Below are 21047 nucleotides of genomic sequence, written 5' to 3'. Positions count from 1 at the left end.
TATATTAGTTAACTTATGGAAACAAAGGACATATTATACATTGAAGATAACCCTAATGACATAGAATTAACCTTAAGAGCTTTAAGAAAGCACAATGTTGCAAACAGTATCCAAGTAATTAAAGATGGTGAAGAAGCCTTAGAATATACATTTGCTACTGGTAGATATGTAGAAAGAGATAAAAACGAAAGACCAAAAATAATACTTTTAGATCTTAAGCTTCCAAAGGTTGGCGGACTTGAAATATTAAAAAAGTTAAAATCAGAAGAACAGACACAAAATATTCCTGTGGTTGTATTAACATCGTCAAGCGAAGAACAAGACATATTAGAAAGCTACAATTATGGTGTAAACTCTTATGTGGTAAAACCCATAAAATTTGAAAACTTTTCTGAAGCTGTTTCAACTTTAGGCCTTTATTGGCTATTAATAAATGAATCATTGTAACTGAATAAGCATGAAAGAAACCGTAAAAATATTGCTTTTAGAGGATAATATATATGATGCCGAATTAATTCATCATCAGATTTTAAAAAGTTCAATAAAACATCAATTCAAACATGTTTTTGAGTTTGATGATTTTATGGAAACCATTGATGACTATATTCCAGATATTATTCTTTCAGATTACAACCTTGTTGGATTCACGGGATTAGATGCTTTAGAATTTGCCAAACAAAAATGTCCATTGACACCTTTTATCATTGTTACCGGAACAATAGATGAAGAAACCGCTGCGGAAACTATAAAAAAAGGCGCATGGGATTATGTGGTAAAAGAAAGACTTACACGCCTAGATTCTGCAATGAAAAAGGCGCTTCAACTGAAAGAGGAAATTGAAAAAAGTGCCATAAATAGAGAAAAACTAAAGATAAGTGAAGAACGATTTAAGCTAGCTATAGAAGGTTCTCAAGATGGCATATGGGATTGGGATTTAAAATCCAATGAAATCTATTTATCCTCACGATGGAAATCAATGCTGGGATACGAAGATCATGAAATTGAGAATAATTATTCATCATGGGAATCACTCCTACATCCTGATGATAAAGAATTGACTATTGCTGCACTTGGAAACCATTTAAAAAAAGAAACGCCTTTTTATAAGGCTGAATTTCGATTAAAATGCAAAAATGGTCAGTATAAATGGATTTTTGCTCGAGGAAAAGCCATATACGACAAAAACAACAAACCATACAGGGTAGCTGGTTCTCAAACCGATATTTCTGAGCAAAAATTAATGGAAATAAGATTAATTAAAGCAAAAGAAAAAGCCGAGGAAAGTGATCGCTTAAAAACAGCATTTTTATCTAATATGAGCCACGAAATTCGAACGCCAATGAATGGCATACTCGGATTTGCAGGTTTACTTAAAGAACCAAAACTTGAGTCCTATAAGCAGAAGGAATTTATCGAATTGATTGAAAAAAGCGGTCTGCGTATGCTAAATATCATCAATGATATTATTGATATTTCGAAGATTGAAGCTGGCTTAATGAAAATTGACAAAAAATATTCAAACGTTAATGAACAAATCGAATATATAGATACGTTCTTCAAACCTGAAGCTGAAGAAAAAGGATTAAAACTAACTTTCAAAAACACATTACCAACCGACGAAGCAGTCATTTTTACCGACCGCGAAAAAGTTTTTGCAATTATCACAAACCTCGTAAAAAATGCTATTAAATATACAAACAAAGGTTCTATAGAGTTTGGTTACAATAGAAAGGAGACACAACTCGAATTTTACGTGAAAGATACAGGAATTGGAATACAGAAAGACCGTTTAGTTGCTATTTTTGAACGTTTTATACAAGCTGATATTATGGATAAAATGGCACTACAAGGTGCCGGACTTGGTTTAACAATTACCAAATCGTATGTCGAAATGCTTGGTGGAACTATTTGGGTAGAAAGTAAAGAAGGATTGGGATCAACATTCTATTTCACATTGCCTTATGATACCGAAAAAAATGAAAAACACCATACCAATAATGAGATAATATTAGATCAGGAAGAGTGTACTATTCTACCCAAATCCTTAGATTTAAAAATATTAATTGCTGAAGATGATGAAACATCGGCATCATTATTAACAATAATTAGCAAGAAATTTAGTCACAAAATTATAAAGACCATAAATGGAATTGAAACCGTTGAAGCTTGTCGTAATAATCCTGATATTGATTTGATTTTAATGGATATTAAAATGCAAAAAATGGATGGCTATAAAGCCACAAAACAAATACGAGAGTTTAATAAAAATGTAATCATTATTGCACAAACAGCCTATGGTTTATCTGGAGATAAAGAAAAAGCTATAGAATCAGGATGTAATGATTATTTATCAAAACCTATTAATTCAAAAATATTACTTACTCTCATAAAAAAACACTTTTATAAAGGATAAAATAGAGTATCACAATTAAACTAAGTTTAAAATTCAACAAAAAAATGCCGTAAATAAAGGAAATACAGATCCTATATCTACGACATTCATCTGAAAAACTAGACTTTACTTATATAAATTCTTTTTATGAATGCCTTTCACTAAAAGAGGCGTTCATTCTAATTTTCAACAATTTACGCGTTCCATAGTTTCATTGTAGCTTCCACATCTAATGCCTCGGCAAGTATAGAAATTGGATGCTGAACCTTTAAAGAAGTAGACATTTCAATTTGCCACTTACAAGTCTCACAATCGGTAGCAACAAAATCTGCTTTTGAACTTTCTATTTGCTCAAAAAGAGGTTTACCAACACCTTGTGAAGTTTCGTAATTCTCCTTTTTGAAACCATAAGTACCAGCAATACCACAACATAACGATTCAAGTGCCATAAAGTCTACGCCTGGAATCATACGCAAAAGCGATGTTGAATATATTGACCAACCCAATTTCTCCATGTGACATGGTGTATGATAGGCAATACGTTTCTTATAATTCTTTTTGAAAACTAGTTTCAATTTTCCTGAATCGATTAAACGATATAAAAAACGGGTAGCCAATTCACTTTCGTCACGAATTTCGTCATTTTTGATACCTAATAAATGTGGATACTCATCTCGAATAGTAAAAATACAAGTTGATGATGTAGATATGACTGGCATATTCTTATCTACAATAGATTTCTTAAAAGCTTCTACATTATGAAGAGCCTGCTTCGTTGCTTGCTTAATCAACCCATTGGAAATTAAAGCAACACCACAACACTTTTCCTTTTCGAGAAGATGAACGCCATAACCACAAGCATTCATAATCTTAATTAAATCTTTACCCAACTGAGGAAAGTTATAATTCACATAACATCCATGAAAATAACTAACATGCTTCTTAAAATCGTTTTGTTTCTTTTCTGCGTATCTGCGATACCAAGATTCAAATCTCAATCCTGCATACTTAGGGAATATTCTATGATGATCAATTTTAAGCACAGAATCCATTATACGTCGAACTGGCTTAAGAGCAACTATAGGATTAACTATAGGTGCAAATGTACTCGCCATTGTTCCTACAATATCTGTATTAGCCAAAATCATATCTCTAACCTTTGGCTTCTTCTTGCTATATTTAATTCGAGCTAACTGAATAATATCTCCAATTTTAACACCGTGTGGACAAGCTACCTCACAACGTTTACAGTTAAGACATAACTTTAACGCCTCATCGTAAAAACTTGCATCCTTTAGGCGTAATCGTTCTCCATCAGGTCCCGACTGCTTAGGTCCAGGATAATCTGGATTAACTTCCAAAACAGGACAGTAAACGGTACAAATAGTACATTTTACACACTGCTCAAAATTATTATCGCTAACATTAAACGGCTCAAATATCTCCTTTTTCATCCTACACTTATTTTAAAATTTGCTCAGCTACATGCAACGAAGTCAATAAGCTGATACCTGCACCACTACCTTCCTTAAGAGCATTAGCTCCTCCTAATACAGAACCTGCTACAAATAAATTCTCTACAGGCTCTCCATTTATCATTGCATGAAATTGGCTGTCAGTTTTAACACCAAAATGCATATAAGGCTGATCGTTAAAAAACTTCTCGTCTTTCCACTCAGACCCATTGGTTTCGCCATTAACATCTAAACCAAAAATTGGTTCGTATACTTTATCTCGAGTCGCTACAATTCCTTTGCTATAAAAACTTCCACTTGCCAAAATAAATTGATCAGCTTTTAGCTTAATATCGCCATGGTTATTGGTTGCAATAGCAACAAGTCGGTTGTTCTCAAAAAATCCTTCTTCAACATTATCGCCTAAAAAGTAAGTTCCACCCAAGGCCTGAAATCTCTTACGAAGCAATATCTGACTTCGAATACCCGGTACCGATGGTGGTACAGCTGGAAGAAGGACAAGTGGTTTAAGTATTTTTGCTTTAATTTCCGAAACAATTTGCTTGTTCAAAAGACCAAATACGGCTGGCAATATCACCACGTCGAAACCTTCGCTTAAATCATTTGCCTTTTGAGCAAATTCATCAAGAGCATCTCCATTATCGAATACTTTAGCGATATTAGTAGAACGCATTTCACTCGGATTTTTACGAATAGCTTCGAACTGTTTCATCGAAACATTCTTAATCTGAGTAGTCACATCTAACTTTTTCAAACCATCCTTTATAAACAGTGTATGAAAATCTAAAAATCCACTAAAGTTTATTATTAAGGCTTTTTTCCATGGAAATGAGTCCTTTGTCTCAAATCGAGTAAAATCTTCAATAGTCAACCAAGTTGGTTTCATAACCCCCATTGGCGTAAGCACAAAATGATTTTGATTCGCATTTCCAGAAAATTTCAAGCCTGCACGATCCAAAAACTGAGGAACTTCATCAGCTAAACGAGTCATATTATCAATTCCTACACGTTGGTAAGGATGATTATCTGCTAATGTTTTAATGCTTTCAAGCGGATTAGACACTTCTTCGCCATTCACTTTTCCAAGTAAATCTAATGATCCTGAAAAGAAATGAATGGCACTTTGTCCCGATGAAACAATCGCACATTTTTTCCCTAGCTCTGCCAATTTAATGCCACATGTGAGTCCACTCAACCCACCTCCTATTATAATATTATCGAACTTCATATTGTTTCGAGCTTAATTGTTATCTGGTTTCAATCCATAAATACCTTCGTAAATCCAAGAGGTAAACTGAACCTCATTAATCGTATCTCCCCATGCAATTGGCGACATGCCTTTCCATCGTTCCTGAAGGAAATTGGCCAAGTCATCTTTTGCTTCACCGGGTTCTTCCAACGACTCACAAAGAAGTCCGGCAGCACGACAAGCACAAAGTTCGCCTTGACATGTTCCCATGCCTACACGAGTTCTACGACGCAAGTCTATCAAGTTGTTGACATGTAATTCTTTAATTGCATATTTCACCTCACCTATCGAAACACCCTCGCATTCGCAAACCAATGAGTCGTCATTACTATCTCCGACAGCAATATTTTTGGCAAGAGTTCCATGACGATCTTTCGCCGATTTTTGAGCAATACTCATACCTGAGTAAATCTTATCGGTTGCATTATCTAAAGACAAATCACTTTTTTCTGAACCTGGTAACGCCTTTTCTGCTGTTTCACATTGCTTATCAACAGCGAGCTTTTTACAAACTAAGTTGGTAGCCTCTTCAGCCATTAAACGGTAAGTCATTAGCTTACCACCGGTAATTGTGATAAAACCAGAAAGTCCATCGCGTTCCTGATGATCAAGTAACACGATACCACGACTAATATTTCTTCCTGTAGGATCATTATCAGCTGCAACTAAAGGTCTAACTCCAGCATAAGCACGTAAAATACGAGTTGTAGCTAGCGATGGCGAAAGTTTTACACCTTCGCGAATAAGAACATCCACATCTGCCTGAGAGACAAACATATTATCAATTTGATCGTATGGAACACGTTCCGATGTGGTTCCAATCAGGCAAATAGTATCGCCTGGAACTAGAATATCAGCATTAGCTGGTTTTCTACATCGGTTAAGCACCATTTTGTTTACACGATGACCAAATATAAGAAGAGATCCCTTTGCTGGAAACATATTAATATTAATACCTGCAAGACTTGCAATATGATGTCCCCAGATACCTCCAGCATTCACTATTATTTTAGCGTAATACTTTACTTTTTCATTTTTTGCATGATTAAATAACTCAACACCTATAGCTCTATTTTGCTCACAGATCACATCTGTTACTTCATGCTGAGTTAAAAGTTCTGCGCCATGAATTTTAGCGTCCAACATGTTCGACATCGTCAGACGAAAAGGATCAACCGATCCATCAGGAACTTTTACGGCACCTTTTAAATTAGGATTTACCGATGGTTCGAGACGACGAGCAAAATCAGGATCTAGAATTTCAGTTCCAATACCCGCCGTTTTACAAGCATCTACAAATTGGGATTGAAAAGCCAAATCATCCTCAGGTAAGGTAACAAATAGACCATTATTCTCCTCAACGCAATGGTTTGCGATACGTCGCAAAGTCATATTTTCTTTAATACATTCCGAAGCCGATTCAGGATCAGTTACTGCATAACGAGCACCACTATGTAATAATCCATGATTACGTCCTGTTGCCCCAGTAGCAAAATCATGACGCTCTACAAGTAAAACGCTCAGTCCGCGCATTGCACAATCTCGTGCCGTTCCTGCGCCAGTGACTCCGCCACCAATGATTATCACATCGTATTCTTTGGAATTGTTCTTGTTCATGATGAGTTTATTTTTTTTACACCTTTCAATATTCATTACTGAATCACAGTTACAAATGTATAAAAAAATCACCTAGTATTACACAGTACTTTCCTTTTAGATGTATTCTATATAATAACAAACTAACACAGTGGGTGTTAATGAAAAACTCAAGATTTTAGTCTTAAATTAAAATCGCAAAATAAGACGTATTTATTTAAATTTGAACCTATTCTTAAATAGCATTAGTAAGCATAAAAGTTGAAATTGGATATATAGATATTTCAAAATAACAATTGAGGAAATATTTTAGGACTTGACATACAAACTAATTTAAGCACGAGGATAAAAAAGTTGCTTAAACAAAATCACCTTGAAATACTTTAAAAAATGGGTTCTACTACCAAAAAATAAGATTTAATCTAAAGAAATATAGGAATCACTGAACAAAAAATTGAATATTAGAAAAATAACAAAACATAAATAATTCTCAAAGCTACATAGCCACCTCTTGCACAATCCAATAATAGACTTAAAATTCAGCTTCAAAAGCAGGCATTGTAAATACAAACCTACTCCCTTTTTCAGGTTCACTCTCAACCCAAATTTCACCTTTATGTTTATCTGTAAATTCTTTACAAAGAATAAGACCTAGTCCTGTTCCTGGCTCATCATCTGTTCCATTGTTTGATGACACCTTGGCAATATCAAAAAGCATAGATTGATTCTCCTTGCTTATTCCTACACCTGTATCTTTTACTGAAAATTCAATAAAACTCTTTTTATTATCACCAATAATCTCCTGGGCATCAAGCACTATTACGCCTTCTTTGGGTGTAAACTTAATAGCATTAGAAAAAAGATTTCTTATAATTGTTGAAAGCATATTTTTATCTGCACTAACAAAAACAGATTCTTTCACATTATTAATTAGCTTAATATTTTTTTGCTCCAAGGAAAAATTCATCACCTCAATTATTTCTTTTACTATTTCGCCTGCATTTATCTCTTCAGGTTTAAATTTAATCGCACCACTCTGCGAATATGACCATGATAACAAATCCTCCAATAATTTATAAGTGCGATCGATACCCTGATGAATTGTATTGATAAAATCTTTCTGAGTTGCCTTGTCCAATGTATCAAATTCATTGTTCAACATGGTTGAGAAACCAACCAAATAATTAAATGGTCCTCTCAAATCATGCGATATTATTGATAAAAATCTATCTTTCTGGGATATAATATGTTTTAGAGATAAATTCATTTCTGTCAATAGATGTGTCTTTTCATTGACTAAATTCTGAAGGGCCTGTTCTCGTCTTCTTTTTATTCTCAATCTAATTACTAAAACAATTACAGTTATAAGCAGAACTAGAGAAAATATTAATAATATGATTTTAAATAGAGACTCATTCCCTTTTGGCTTATTAATGATTAGGCTACCCTCTGGAAGTCGATTAGAAGACACACCAAACTTCTCCATCTCATTATAATCAAATACATATGAATTAACACCACTATTATACTGAGATATACTATCTGATATCCCATTTTCAATTATTTTTTCTGCCATTAAAGCAGCATATTTACCTTGATTAAAGCCCCTTGTAATTTTCCCACCTAACAAACCTTTATTTTCATAAAAATCCCACGAACCAAAAATAGGAACTTTACTAACCTTATTTATTGCCCTAATACCGTTTTTATAAGAGATGAAATTATCATCCTTATCTCTATTTACGACCAATAAATAGATAGCATAAGTATCATCTAGAGATTTTACCTTTTTCTTAAGTTCATCAATACTAAATTCAGACATAAACTCGAAATTCAGGTCATTTTCAAATTGAGGCAGAATTTTTTCTAATTCTTTACGAATCGTTTTTCCTGTTAAAGTGTGATCGTTAACGATTAATACATTTTTCTTGTTAGGAAATATCGTCTTTATAGCATTTAGCGTGCTTTTATAATCAACTGTTTCATCGTAACCATAAAAATGAGGAACTTCATTTAATATCGTTTTATCCAAATTATTTACACCACAAAAAATAACTGGAACACCATTGTAATATTCATCACTATACTTTTGCATAAAGTCAAAAGCCGCATTATCACAGGTAATAATAACTGTATATGGATTCTGTTTGGTTTTATTCTTATATATCTCTTTCAGTGCATCAAAATACTCTTGAGAATAGTTTCGTTTAGTGTCTAAATACTCAAAGAACAGATTAATATCGTTTCTATCTTGAAAAACAGACAAAATGCCTTCTGAAATATTATCAGTCCATTCTAAACCCTGATGATAACTATGTAGAATGAGGATATTCTTTTCTTTTGGGGATTTAATATTTTGAGCTATAAGAGAACTACATAGGCAAATTAGAAAAATGCTTGCGAAAAATCGTATGTATTTTCTACTCATAATTGTTCATTTACTTTAGGATTGTTATTCTTGTAAAGTAAGAATAATCTTGAGCAAATTACATAGACAAAAAGTGTTATTAGACATTTAAGATTCAATACAAATTAAGGAAGTTTTTACATATTATATTTCACAAACAAAGGAAGGTGACTGTAAACATGTCAAATTACGAAGCACCTCCACCTCTATTTTTAAACTAATATGGGGAATTACAAAATACACAAGAAATAAGGAAACACTAGATCTTACATTTTAACTTTTAAGACATTACACTTTCTGATGTAAATTTACTACCAATTGGAGATCGTGATATAAACTAAATCCTTCTTTCCGTAAACAGAATCCCTACTCCTAAGACACTTAATACAATACAGCTATTTTATTCATGTCTCGCTATCAGTACGCAAATATAATGAGTATATCTTGAGCCGGGCTGTTTGTAAAAGCCAATTCCACAATATGCTGATTCTGCCCAAAAATCAGTCATCCCTAGTAAATGTTTTCTATGTCCGAATCCTTCAATATCTTTATCTATAATCAACCGTTGAATCATTATTTTCCCCGTATTGAGTTTTGTTCCAGCAGCTATTGATTCAAAGCTGTTCGCAGTTTTAGATTGTAACAGATAATCGGCAAGATGGAAACCTGCTTCATTTATTCTATAATTCATACCATAACCAGCCGAGTCAACATGCGAAAAATATTTTTTTTCTGCCATGTCTTTAACTTTATTATAAGCTGCCGTAGCCAATTCTTCATTCCAAATTAATTGTGGGCGTTTCTCAACATCTGATAAATCGACACCTAACTCATCACTATATGCCGCTGGTTCATTTCGAACAGCATTCAAATAATCAAAGGCTTCTTTTCTATTTATCTCATTGATTTTCGAAGCTTCTGACGATTCCACGAAGCTAAAATCATTCTCACTTGTATCTCCACAAGAAATCAGCAAAAGGGTAAGTGAGAAAAAAATAAAATTTAAAAGCTTATTCATAATGCTGGTTTTAAGGTGTTCTATCAGAACGCAAAATCTGAAATAAATATACAAAGATGAGATGATATTTAAAACAGTTTTAATTGAATGAAGATATATTTTTGACAGAAGAATACTAAGTATAAACGAATTACTCAAATTATAAATGCTTAAACTATATAATACCCATTTGTTAGATCTAAATCACAACTAAAAAATACTCGTAAAAAAGACTACTCTTTTAATACGTCCTTTTATATATGAAACGTCTTGCTTTTAAAGAATACACACTTATCTTAGATAAAAAATATTCACAAGCATACTTTACTCAATACCATTAAAGAAATGAATAGCGCTATAGATAGTGTTAGTCAAAACAAGCTAAAATCTAAAACCCAATAGAAATAAATGACCAAAACATCGGAATCACTCTCCCTACAAGAAGCTCAAAAATTGGTTTTGTTATCGCAAAAAATTCCACCAGCAAAACAAACGGGTCAAGCAATTGATGCAAGTTTATCAGTTGTTGAGCACCTTGGTTATATTCAAATTGATACAATTTCGGCTATTCAACGTGCACATCATCATACGATGTGGAATCGTAACCCTCGCTACCAAAACGATCACCTTGACCAACTGATTGCAAACAAACAGGTATTTGAATACTGGTCGCATGCCGCAGCTTACCTGCCAATGCGAGATTATCGATATAGCTTATTTCGCAAACAAGCCATTTTAAATGGAACAGAAAATCATTGGTATAAACGTGATGATAAACTAATGAAATCGGTACTTAAACGTATTACCGACGAAGGTTCTTTAATGGCTAAAGATTTTGACTTTAAAGGACAAAAAGTAGGTGAATGGCGAACAAAACCTACAAAACAAGCCTTGGAAAATTTGTTTATGCAAGGTGACTTGATGATTTCTTCTCGTCGAAATTTCCACAAGGTTTACGACTTAACAGAACGTGTTATTCCGAACGATATAGATACGACTATACCTAGCAAGGAAGAATATACCCGTTTCCTCATATCGCGATACCTGCAAAGCAATGGCTTAGGACAAGCTTCGGAGATAGCTTATCTACTAAAAAACACAAAACCTCTAGTTAATTCTACATTGAAAGATATGATTTCTAATAAAGAAATTTTGCAGATTGACGTAAAGAAAAACAGCTATTACGCTTTGCCAAATTCATTGGAACTATTAAAAAAACCTCTATCTCGTTCACAACTTAAAATCCTCTCTCCTTTTGACAATCTACTTATTCAGCGAAAGCGAATGAAAGACTTATTCAATTTCGATTATTTAATTGAATGTTATGTTCCCGAAGCTAAACGCCAATATGGTTATTTCTCACTACCCATATTATGGAATGGAAAACTCGTTGCACGAATGGATTGTAAGGCTGAGAGAAAGACATTTATTTTACATATAAACCATTTAGCTCTAGAACCAAATTTTATAAAGACCGAAGCTTTTTCTATTGCCTTATCTAAAGAACTTGAAGCTTTTATGAAATTTAACGATTGTAACAAAGTCATATTACACAGAACAACTCCCAGCCTTTTCAAACCTATTTTAGAAACTAAAATAGTAGAGTTGATTAGGTAAATTAACAATCAAAATAAATCAGTAGACGATAAATTTTAGATAATATTATAAATGGAAAAATCTGACCTTGACAACTTTATAAAGCATTGAAGTTTACCTCTAAGCAACATTTTAAATAGCAATACCTAATACGCGTTCAAATTCAAAGCGGGGCTTTGTAGATCGCTGACTATACTTTACCTTAGTAAGGTTATTTAACGGTAAACTATGAAACATGGCGAAAATTCGATATAAGCTTAACACAGTAACCTTAAATTCATTAAAATGAAAATACTATTAACAGGTTCAACAGGATATATTGGTAAACGACTACTCCCTGTTCTAATTGAATTAGGCCATGAGGTGGTTTGCTGTGTAAGAGACATAAAAAGATTCAATCCTCCTGAATCTTTAAAAGAAAACATTACAGTGCTTAAGTTAGACTTGTTAGATGAGAAATCTTTAGAAAATATCCCTGAAGATATTGATGGTGCTTACTATTTAGTACACTCCATGTCATCATCTGACGACTATCAATCCTTGGAAGAAACTTCTGCCATAAACTTTAGAAATGCACTTCAAAAAACAAAAGTAAATCATGTTATATATTTAAGTGGTATTGTTAATGAGGCAGAACTCTCCAAACATTTAACTTCAAGAAAAAATGTAGAATTGGAACTTAGCAAAGGTGAATATAATTTTACCGCCTTAAGGGCCGGAATTATTATTGGATCTGGGAGTGCTTCTTTTGAGATTATTAGAGATTTAGTTGAGAAACTACCTGTTATGATTACGCCAAAATGGTTGCATACCAAATGTCAACCCATTGGTATTTCAGATGTTATTTCATTCCTTTCCAAATCATTATTCAATTCAAAAACGTTTAATCAAAATTTTGATATAGGTGGTCCAGATATATTGTCTTACAAAAACATGCTCTTAGATTTTGCGAAAGTGCGGAATTTAAAACGTAGAATCTTTGTTGTTCCCATAATGACTCCCAAGCTTTCATCCTACTGGTTATATTTTGTTACATCTACCTCATACAAGCTCGCCACATCACTAGTACATAGTATGAAAATAGAAGTGACTTGTCGTGATAATCGGCTAGACACAATTCTTGGAGTAAGCCCATTAAGCTATAAAGATTCTTTAAAAAGGGCCTTTAGTAAAATTCAAAGCAACGAAATTATCTCAAGCTGGAAAGATGCCTATTCTAGTAGCGATATAAATTTCAACATATCTGAATTTATTCAAGTTCCCTCTTTTGGATGTTTCAAAGATAACCGAACGAGACCTTTTGAAAATCGTGAAGCTTGTATCGATAAAATTTGGCGTATTGGTGGAAACACCGGATGGTATTATGGAAACTGGTTATGGAAAACTAGAGGTTTTATAGACAACTTATTTGGCGGTGTTGGACTTAGACGAGGACGTACTAATCCATCTACTATTAATGTTGGGGATTCTATTGACTTTTGGCGCGTATTATATGCTAACAAAAACGAAGGACGTTTACTCTTATTTGCTGAAATGAAGCTACCTGGGGAAGCTTGGTTAGAATTTAAGCTTGTTAACAATGAACTTATTCAGACTGCCACTTTCAGACCATTAGGCCTAGCAGGTAGATTATATTGGTATGCCGTATACCCTTTTCATGGATTTATATTTAAGGGAATGATAAAACAAATTACATCAAATACCGAAACTCATTGAAACGCTACTTAGCCAATTTCTTATACCACAGAACCAATTTTTATTGACGCTTTTAAAGTCATGCAATAAGCGGATCCATTTTAGCCTGCATGATAAAACAAGATCTAAAATATTTCAATTTGTACTATATTTAAACACTTAAATAAACGGTATTGCAAGTTTAAAATGTAACATTCCATAAAACTCAAGTTTTAAATTGTAAAGAATACCATATAGAAATAAGCGAATAGCAAAAGATGAAAACAGAAAAAGAAAAAATGCTTTCGGGTGAATTATATAACGCTTTAGATGCAAAACTTTCAAATGAAAGACTAAGAACTAGATTGTTATTGAAAGATTTAAATGATTCCAAAGAAGATGAGAAAGATAAACGACAAGAAATTCTTAATCATTTAATTCCGAATTCAAAAGATGATTTGTGGATACAACCTCCATTTTATTGTGATTATGGATCAAACATAGTTATTGGAGAAAAAGTGTTTTTTAATTTCAACTGTGTTGTATTAGATGTCATGCAAGTGAAAATTGGGAATCGAACTATATTTGGGCCTAATGTCCAGATATATACAGCTACACATCCAATCAACTATAAAGAAAGAGCTACAGGACTTGAGTTAGGTAAAGCCATATCAATTGGAGAAGACGTTTGGGTTGGTGGAAGTGTTGTAATATGCCCAGGAGTTAGTATTGGAGACCGAACTATAATTGGTGCTGGTAGTGTTGTTACGAAAAATATTCCTTCAGATGTATTTGCAGCAGGCAATCCTTGTAAGGTGATTAGAAAATTAGATCCCTGCTGATTAGCCATTTTTAATAAGCATAAAACTGATATTCGGTAAGCAGATAATTGCCGAATACCAGTTGATTTTATTTATTCATTATTGCATGACATCCACCAAATCTAAAAAAAACAAACTAAATATTAGTGAGCTAATTACGCATCACACTCCATATCGCACAATACCATAAATTTGATAATCATTTGTCATACAGTTAATTATTCTCGATCGATTTTTTCTTCATCGAATTCACTATATCATAAGGAATTACCATGTCTCCAAAACCATTTCCCAAATCTACACCGGGTTTTCTGGTTCCGTGAAAATCTGAGCCTCCAGTATAAATCAAATTATATTTTTTAGCTATCGCTTTAAATTGTTTAATTTGATCATCAGAGTGAGTCGTGTAAATTGACTCAACACCATTTAAACCCAAAGATGCAAGTTCCCCAATAAGTTTCTCCAATTTTGGCATCGAATAAGAATATTCCAAGGGATGTGCTAAAGAGGTAATTCCACCATATTTCGAAACAATTTTTATAACCTCTTCTGGACTTCCCGAACTTTTGCGAAGATCAACCTCTACATTATTTAAGATATTAGTTAATTCTTCCTTATTTTTATCAAGGAAATAGGCTAGAATGTGAGTTCCATAAAACTCTCCTAAACCTAAAGCTGAAATTTCCATACCCGGGATAAGCTCTATTGGGAGTTGTGATTCCGTAATATAATCCATTGCTTCTTGTATACCTCTCATGGTATCATGATCGGTAATAGCAATAGCTGAAAGTTTCTTTTTTACAGCATAATTAACAAGCTCTTTAGGTGTATAGGTACCATCTGATGCTGTTGTGTGAATGTGTAAATCAATTGTTTTCATAGTATATTATTTTACTTAATAAATATGAGAAATAGCCTCCGCCATATTGTTATTATTTGTAAAATCTTTATCAAATAAATTTGTAACCAAACCATTCGACATTTTACTAAATATCATATCATGACCAACGCATAAACCCATCGAAATATTTAATTCTGTATTTTTCTTATTTAAATAATCGGCTTGTCCAGCAGGATTACATAATATACGACCACCAGTTCCGCCAATAATATCCTTTTTAGTTATCCTTCCATACTTACAATCAATAGTATAAACATCGAAGTATTTCGAAAAATATTGCTTCAATATTTGAGCTTCATTTGAAAATGTAATACAATGTGCAATTCCTATTCGCTCAAAATTAATACCCCTTGCAAAATTCATGATTTCTTCGATACGAGTTGAACTCATACTAGTATAATCATAATTAACTTTCATAATTTCACGAAATTCTTCTGTGTACAAATTCTTCATCGTATTTCTATTGTTTTAACGTATATCAAAAATATTTATAAGCTATTATCAGTTTAATAACTTTTAATTGATGAGCTTTTTTAATGTTAGGTTTTGAGAAGTGCTTACCTTTCTATTTCTCCTCCTAAATCTCCATTTAATAAATGTTCTACTTCTTCAACACAAACATCATTTACATCACCAGTAATGGTATGCTTTAGGAAAGAAGCAGCAACTGCAAAATCAATGGTTTTCTGATTATTCGTAGGCCATTTGAGCATTCCATAAATTAAACCAGCCATCAAAGCATCTCCGCCTCCAACTCGATCAACAATATGAGTCATAGGATAAGTTACCGATTCAAAAACCTGTTCCCCATCGAAAAGCATTCCTTCCCAGGTATTGTAATTTGCATTAATAGTACCTCGTCTCGATGTAATTACCTTTTCTAATCGAGGATACCTTAAAATGAGCTGCTTGGACACCTCTCCAAATGTTACTTTTGAATATTTTGAATCAGAAGGCAAATTGGTATGAATTCCAAGAACTTTCTCAGCATCAAATTCATTTCCAATAAGCACATTTGTTCTCTCAATTAAACCCGGCATAACTTCTTCTGCTTTGTTGCCATCATGCCACAACTTACTTCGATAATTCACATCGCATGAAACGGTAATGCCTTTTTCATTAGCTTTTTCAAGAGCCTCTTCTAAAACCTGTGTAGCACCAAACGAAACTGCAGGTATAATTCCAGACCAATGAAACCAAACCGCATCTTGAAATACCTCATCCCAATCGATCATTCCTTTTGCAAAACCTGTAAATGCAGAATTTGCTCGATCATAAACTACTTTAGAACCTCTAGCAACAGCTCCTGTTTCCAAAAAATAGATTCCCAAACGTTCACCTCCAAATACAATTGAACTTGTATCTACACCATATTCCTTTAGAGATTCTACACAAAACCTCCCCATATCATTATTCGGCAAACGTGTTACACAGGCAGTGGGAATACCAAAGTTTGCCAGTGATACAGATACATTTGCTTCACCACCACCATAAGTCGCTTCGAGTGTACTCGCTTGAGAAAATCGTTTGTAACCAGGTGTCGCCAATCGCAACATAATTTCTCCAAAAGTGATTACTTTTTTATTAGTCATTGAAAAAAATTTATCAATTTAAAAAAACCACAATTTAACAGCCAAAACCAATATGGCTACTAATAAAATCCCTTTTATCCATTTGTCGCCTCGTTTTACAGAAAAAGCAGCTCCCAAATATCCTCCAAGCGCATTTCCTACAGCAAGAATTAATGCATATTTCCAGTTGATAGCATCTTTATAAATGAAAACGCCAACTGCAGCAAAAGTATAAACTAAGGCCACAGTTACTTTTATACTATTGGTTTTTACCAAAGAGAAACCATTTAATTTAGTTAGGGCTAGGATAACAATAAAGCCAATACCTGCATGCAGAAAACCACCATAAATACCAATAAAAAAGAAGCTGATTACCCCCCACATTTGGTTTTTAAATTCCATTTTCTCCCCAGTAGCCAATTCTCCAGCTTTATTATTGAAGAGAATTAAAACGGCCACACATACCATTACAATGGAAAGAATACGTTTGAAAAGTTCTTCATCAATATCAACAACAAGAAAAGCACCTATGATTGAACCTATTAAAGCAGATATGCCCAAATAAATACTGTAAGGATAAGAGTGTACCTTTTTTTGATTAAACTTTGCAACTGAAAATATATTTTGAGCTAGAATACCAATTCTATTTGTTCCATTGGCAATGGTTGGAGGTAATCCCAAGAAGATGAGAAGTGGCAAGGTAATTAATGAGCCGCCTCCTGCAAGAACATTTAAAAATCCAGCAAAAACACCTGCCCCAACAATAAAAATGACTTCTAATAAATCCATAATTCACCCTTTACACTAGAAAATCAGAATTAATGTCTGATTCTAACGATTAGTAAATAAAAACGAGCCTGACTTGAAAAAAAAAGGTAACAAAAAACACTCAATGAATTGAAATATTAATTTCATCTTTGAGTATAAAAGTGAAGTAGATCAAGCAAATTCTTGACCTAGTAATTGAGGAAAGTGGTTATTATAAAAGAATACTTTGCATGGAAATGACACATCCAAATTGCAATAAATACCTATCTACGCATTATCTAATTACAACATTCTTTTACTAAAATCTAAGACATTCTGTAAATGATTCTCCATTAGTAAAGCTGCTTTTTCACCATCCTGCTCTTTTATTGCATTTAGAATATCTCGATGTTCATTGGAATTTCCTTCAGTCACATCTTTTTGGCAAACATGTTCTTGTCTGTATATGGCTAAAATATCCGGCAAAATAATTAGCATCATGGCTTTTATCACCGCATTATGTCCAGCTTCAGCAATCTTTAAATGAAATAAAAAGTCTTCATTTTCAGCAGGAAGGTGTTTTTTAGCCTTCTCTTCATATGCTTCCAATGCTTTTTCTAATTCTATTAAATCATCTTCTGTTCTTCTTTCGGCAGCACATCGCATCGAAAAAACCTCCATAGTAACCCTAGTCTCTACCAAAGAAAAGAAATCTGGTCGCTCTATTTTCATTATATTAGAAAAAAGACCTTCCATTGCTGAAATATCAATTCCATTTACAATAACACCAGATTGTGGTAGAGTGGTTAATACGCCAAAAAATTCTAATTTTTTTATAGCATCTCTAATATACGTTCTACCAACTCCTAGCTTTTCTGAAAGCTTTCTTTCTGAAGGTAATTTATCACCAGGGTTTAAATACCCCGAAACAATTAAGCCTCTAATCTGACGAATAATTTTATCAACAGGTGTTACAACTTCAATCGTCTTAAAATTATCTAATAAGTCCATATAAATAACAATTACTTTCATTCTAGCTAATAGCAAAAACGCTATTGGTTGGACAAATTTAATCACTTTTCATCCTTATACAAACTATGTACAAAATCAATTATGTATATAACTCACAAGAACGATGTAAAATAGTTGTTTACAACACATTAAAAAACCACAATAAACTAGAGTTTTCCTCAAAACAAAAACTGAATATTCTAAATACAATATCAAATTAACAAACTGGTCATCCAAGCTAAGCTTAAATTACATTCCAAACAAATACACCTAACTTTTTCTACTTCACACGCTGTAATCTTATTTTTCCTTTTTAATTTTTTGTACAAACTTCAATGCTTTCATAGCAGTTTGAGTTAACTCTTCATAAGCGTTACTCTCTATAATATTTTTACCAATCAATTGTGATCCCATCCCCACACAAGTCACCCCTGCTTTAAACCACGCAGAAAGATTCTCCTCATCGGGACTAACACCACCTGTAGGCATTATCGAAGACCAAGGGCAAGGTCCTTTTATAGCTTTTACAAAATCGGGACCACCTACCGAAGAACCTGGGAAAATTTTACAAACCTCAGCACCCAATTCTTCAGCATAGTTGATTTCACTTAAACTACCACAACCAGGCGACCAAAGAATTTTTCTTCGATTACACACTTTTGCCATTTCTGGATTCAAAATTGGAGAAACCACAAAATTAGTTCCCAATTGAATATATAATGATGTTGTGCCTGGATCGACAACTGAGCCAATACCTAAAATCATTTCAGGTGTATTAATAGTAGACCATTTAATCAATTCAGCAAATACCTCATGAGCAAAATCTCCTCTATTAGTGAATTCAAAAACTCGAATTCCACCTTTGTAACAAGCATTTACAACTTTTTTACAAATTTCAATATCTTTATGAAAGAAAACAGGTACAATTCCTGTTTCTGCCATCTTTAATGCCACCTCTATTCTTGAAAACTGAGCCATATTTATTAAATTACGAATTGAGAATTACGAATTAAAAATTATCAATGCGTTAGTTATCATTATAAATTTCTAATTCATAACTCATTATTATTTTATCGTGCTACTCTTCCGGAAGCATCTCCACTCATTAATTTTTCTACCTCATCAACACTCACCTGATTAAAATCACCAAAAATGGTATGTTTAAGACACGACGCAGCAACTGCAAAATTTAGTGCTTTCTGATCATCTTTTGGCCAAGTTAATAAGCCATAAATTAATCCTCCCATAAACGAATCACCGCCACCTACTCTATCAACAATGTGAGTAATTTGGTAAGTTGGAGAGTCAAAAAGTGTCTTTCCATCCCAAAGTACACCTGACCATAAATTGTGATTCGCATTAATTGATCCACGTAAAGTGGTAATTACTTTTTTACAACGAGGGAATTGCTTCATAATCTGTCTCGAAACAGATTCATAAGCTGCACCTTCTACGTGTCCACCAGTTACATCAACACCTTCTGCTTTCACACCAAGGACCTTTTCAGCATCTTCTTCGTTTCCAAGAATAATATCTGTACCTGCAACCAACTCTGGCATAACTTCACCAGCTGTTTTACCATATTTCCAAAGATTCTTTCGATAGTTCAAATCACACGATACCGTAATACCTTTTTCATTGGCTTTCTTAATGGCTTCGAGACAAACATCAGCAGCTCCTTGCGAAATTGCTGGAGTAATTCCTGTCCAATGGAACCATGTGGCTCCTTCAAAAACCTTATCCCAGTCGATCATACCGATTTCAATCTGAGAAACAGCAGAATTTGCTCGATCATAAACAACTTTACTTCCACGGCTAACTGCACCTGTTTCTAAAAAATAGATTCCCAATCTCTCTCCTCCATAAATGATTTGATCGATTCCGACGCCATATTTTCGTAATTCCATAGTACACGCTCTACCCATATCATTATTTGGCAGACGCGTTACAAATTCTGTTGGGATGCCATAGTTTGCTAAAGAAACTGCAACATTGGCTTCTCCTCCACCATAAGTTGCAACAAACTCTGACGCTTGATTGAATCTTTTATATCCAGGCGTTGATAAACGCAACATAATTTCTCCGAAACTAATAACTTTCTGATTCATATTAATTTGATTCTAAATATTAAACAAAATTCCGGGAAACGATTGGGTATAATACATCTTCCCGGAATCTGCTAATCAAAGATTTATAAAACAATAAACCTCCATTGATATCAACATGCTTACCTATTAAGAAAAAAGGGTATTCTAATGCAGATAAACGACTCATTCTGGAAATTCATCTGCTCTAACTTCTATAAGTAAAAGTATTTATACTATATGCCTAAGGCTTGACCTCCACCAATCTGAACAGTTTCAGCTGTCATAAAGGATGCATCGTCACTTGCTAAAAAGGATATAACCGAAGCAACTTCTTCTGGTTTACCTATTCTTCCTAGCATAATATTATTTGCCCATGAAGCAAATACCTCAGGTTTAGTTGCTTTAATTTGAGCATGAAATGGTGTATCAATTGTACCAGGAGATACAGCATTTACTCTAATTCCATATTCAGCTAAATCTTTTGCTAATGATCTTGTAAGTGATTGAACGGCTCCCTTAGATG

18 protein-coding genes are annotated in these 21047 nt (G+C 33.5%); 5 read left to right on the top strand and 13 right to left on the bottom strand.

Features of this window, described 5'->3' with window-relative positions; translation table 11 throughout:
* Positions 1–15: 15 nt before the first annotated feature.
* Both EMN46_RS15300 and EMN46_RS15295 read left to right on the top strand, forming a co-directional pair.
* Positions 16–447, top strand: a complete 432-nt coding sequence (locus EMN46_RS15300; RefSeq protein WP_154201695.1) for a response regulator — start codon at positions 16–18, stop codon at positions 445–447.
* Positions 448–457: 10 nt separating this feature from the next.
* Entirely contained in the window at positions 458–2413 is a 1956-nt protein-coding gene (locus EMN46_RS15295; protein ID WP_154201694.1) for a response regulator, read from the top strand.
* A 173-nt stretch (positions 2414–2586) separates the two neighbouring features.
* On the opposite strand, the gene glpC is transcribed toward EMN46_RS15295, so the two are convergent.
* The 5 genes from glpC to EMN46_RS15270 all read right to left on the bottom strand — a co-directional run bounded on the left by glpC (position 2587) and on the right by EMN46_RS15270 (position 10137).
* The gene (glpC, locus tag EMN46_RS15290) at positions 2587–3846 is read right to left on the bottom strand and encodes an anaerobic glycerol-3-phosphate dehydrogenase subunit GlpC (RefSeq protein WP_154201693.1); all 1260 of its coding nucleotides are present in this window, start codon (positions 3844–3846) and stop codon (positions 2587–2589) included.
* Between the two features lie 7 nt (positions 3847–3853).
* Positions 3854–5095 carry a glycerol-3-phosphate dehydrogenase subunit GlpB gene (gene glpB / locus EMN46_RS15285; RefSeq protein ID WP_154201692.1) on the bottom strand — a complete coding sequence of 414 codons (1242 nt, stop codon included), beginning with the start codon at positions 5093–5095 and terminating at the stop codon, positions 3854–3856.
* Positions 5096–5107: 12 nt separating this feature from the next.
* Positions 5108–6733 (bottom strand): anaerobic glycerol-3-phosphate dehydrogenase subunit A, encoded by a 1626-nt coding sequence (gene glpA, locus EMN46_RS15280; protein ID WP_154201691.1) that lies wholly within the window; start codon positions 6731–6733, stop codon positions 5108–5110.
* Between the two features lie 511 nt (positions 6734–7244).
* Positions 7245–9140 carry an ABC transporter substrate binding protein gene (locus EMN46_RS15275; RefSeq protein ID WP_154201690.1) on the bottom strand — a complete coding sequence of 632 codons (1896 nt, stop codon included), beginning with the start codon at positions 9138–9140 and terminating at the stop codon, positions 7245–7247.
* A 379-nt stretch (positions 9141–9519) separates the two neighbouring features.
* Positions 9520–10137: a CAP domain-containing protein gene (locus EMN46_RS15270; protein ID WP_154201689.1), complete on the bottom strand. Its 618-nt coding sequence runs from the start codon at positions 10135–10137 to the stop codon at positions 9520–9522.
* Between the two features lie 387 nt (positions 10138–10524).
* On the opposite strand from EMN46_RS15270, the gene EMN46_RS15265 reads away from it, so the two are divergent.
* From EMN46_RS15265 to EMN46_RS15255, 3 genes are all read left to right on the top strand, one after another.
* On the top strand, positions 10525–11733 hold the full coding sequence (locus EMN46_RS15265; protein ID WP_154201688.1) for a winged helix-turn-helix domain-containing protein: 1209 nt from the start codon (positions 10525–10527) through the stop codon (positions 11731–11733).
* 264 nt (positions 11734–11997) lie between these two features.
* Positions 11998–13428 (top strand): SDR family oxidoreductase, encoded by a 1431-nt coding sequence (locus tag EMN46_RS15260; RefSeq protein WP_154201687.1) that lies wholly within the window; start codon positions 11998–12000, stop codon positions 13426–13428.
* Positions 13429–13664: 236 nt separating this feature from the next.
* Positions 13665–14228, top strand: a complete 564-nt coding sequence (locus EMN46_RS15255) for a sugar O-acetyltransferase (protein WP_154201686.1) — start codon at positions 13665–13667, stop codon at positions 14226–14228.
* A gap of 193 nt (positions 14229–14421) precedes the next feature.
* Here the strand turns inward: EMN46_RS15255 and EMN46_RS15250 are convergent, their stop codons facing one another.
* From EMN46_RS15250 to EMN46_RS15215, 8 genes are all read right to left on the bottom strand, one after another.
* Positions 14422–15087: a PHP domain-containing protein gene (locus EMN46_RS15250; RefSeq protein WP_154201685.1), complete on the bottom strand. Its 666-nt coding sequence runs from the start codon at positions 15085–15087 to the stop codon at positions 14422–14424.
* 15 nt (positions 15088–15102) lie between these two features.
* Positions 15103–15561, bottom strand: coding sequence for a DUF1847 domain-containing protein (locus EMN46_RS15245; RefSeq protein WP_154201684.1), 459 nt, complete (start codon positions 15559–15561; stop codon positions 15103–15105).
* Between the two features lie 104 nt (positions 15562–15665).
* On the bottom strand, positions 15666–16700 hold the full coding sequence (locus EMN46_RS15240) for a sugar kinase (RefSeq protein WP_154201683.1): 1035 nt from the start codon (positions 16698–16700) through the stop codon (positions 15666–15668).
* 18 nt (positions 16701–16718) lie between these two features.
* Positions 16719–17468, bottom strand: a complete 750-nt coding sequence (locus EMN46_RS15235) for a sulfite exporter TauE/SafE family protein (RefSeq protein WP_154201682.1) — start codon at positions 17466–17468, stop codon at positions 16719–16721.
* Positions 17469–17729: 261 nt separating this feature from the next.
* Positions 17730–18437, bottom strand: coding sequence for a FadR/GntR family transcriptional regulator (locus EMN46_RS15230; protein ID WP_154201681.1), 708 nt, complete (start codon positions 18435–18437; stop codon positions 17730–17732).
* A 300-nt stretch (positions 18438–18737) separates the two neighbouring features.
* Positions 18738–19415, bottom strand: coding sequence for a bifunctional 4-hydroxy-2-oxoglutarate aldolase/2-dehydro-3-deoxy-phosphogluconate aldolase (locus tag EMN46_RS15225; RefSeq protein ID WP_154201680.1), 678 nt, complete (start codon positions 19413–19415; stop codon positions 18738–18740).
* 92 nt (positions 19416–19507) lie between these two features.
* Complete coding sequence (locus tag EMN46_RS15220; protein WP_154201679.1) at positions 19508–20545, bottom strand: sugar kinase; 1038 nt, start codon at positions 20543–20545, stop codon at positions 19508–19510.
* A gap of 212 nt (positions 20546–20757) precedes the next feature.
* Positions 20758–21047 (bottom strand): SDR family NAD(P)-dependent oxidoreductase (locus EMN46_RS15215; RefSeq protein ID WP_154201678.1); only part of this gene is annotated, 290 nt, incomplete at its 5' end.

The sequence above is a fragment of the Ancylomarina sp. 16SWW S1-10-2 genome (genome assembly GCF_009669305.1).
In the GTDB taxonomy this organism is placed as follows: Bacteria; Bacteroidota; Bacteroidia; order Bacteroidales; family Marinifilaceae; genus Ancylomarina.
This window is presented reverse-complemented; position numbering and strand designations above follow the sequence as displayed.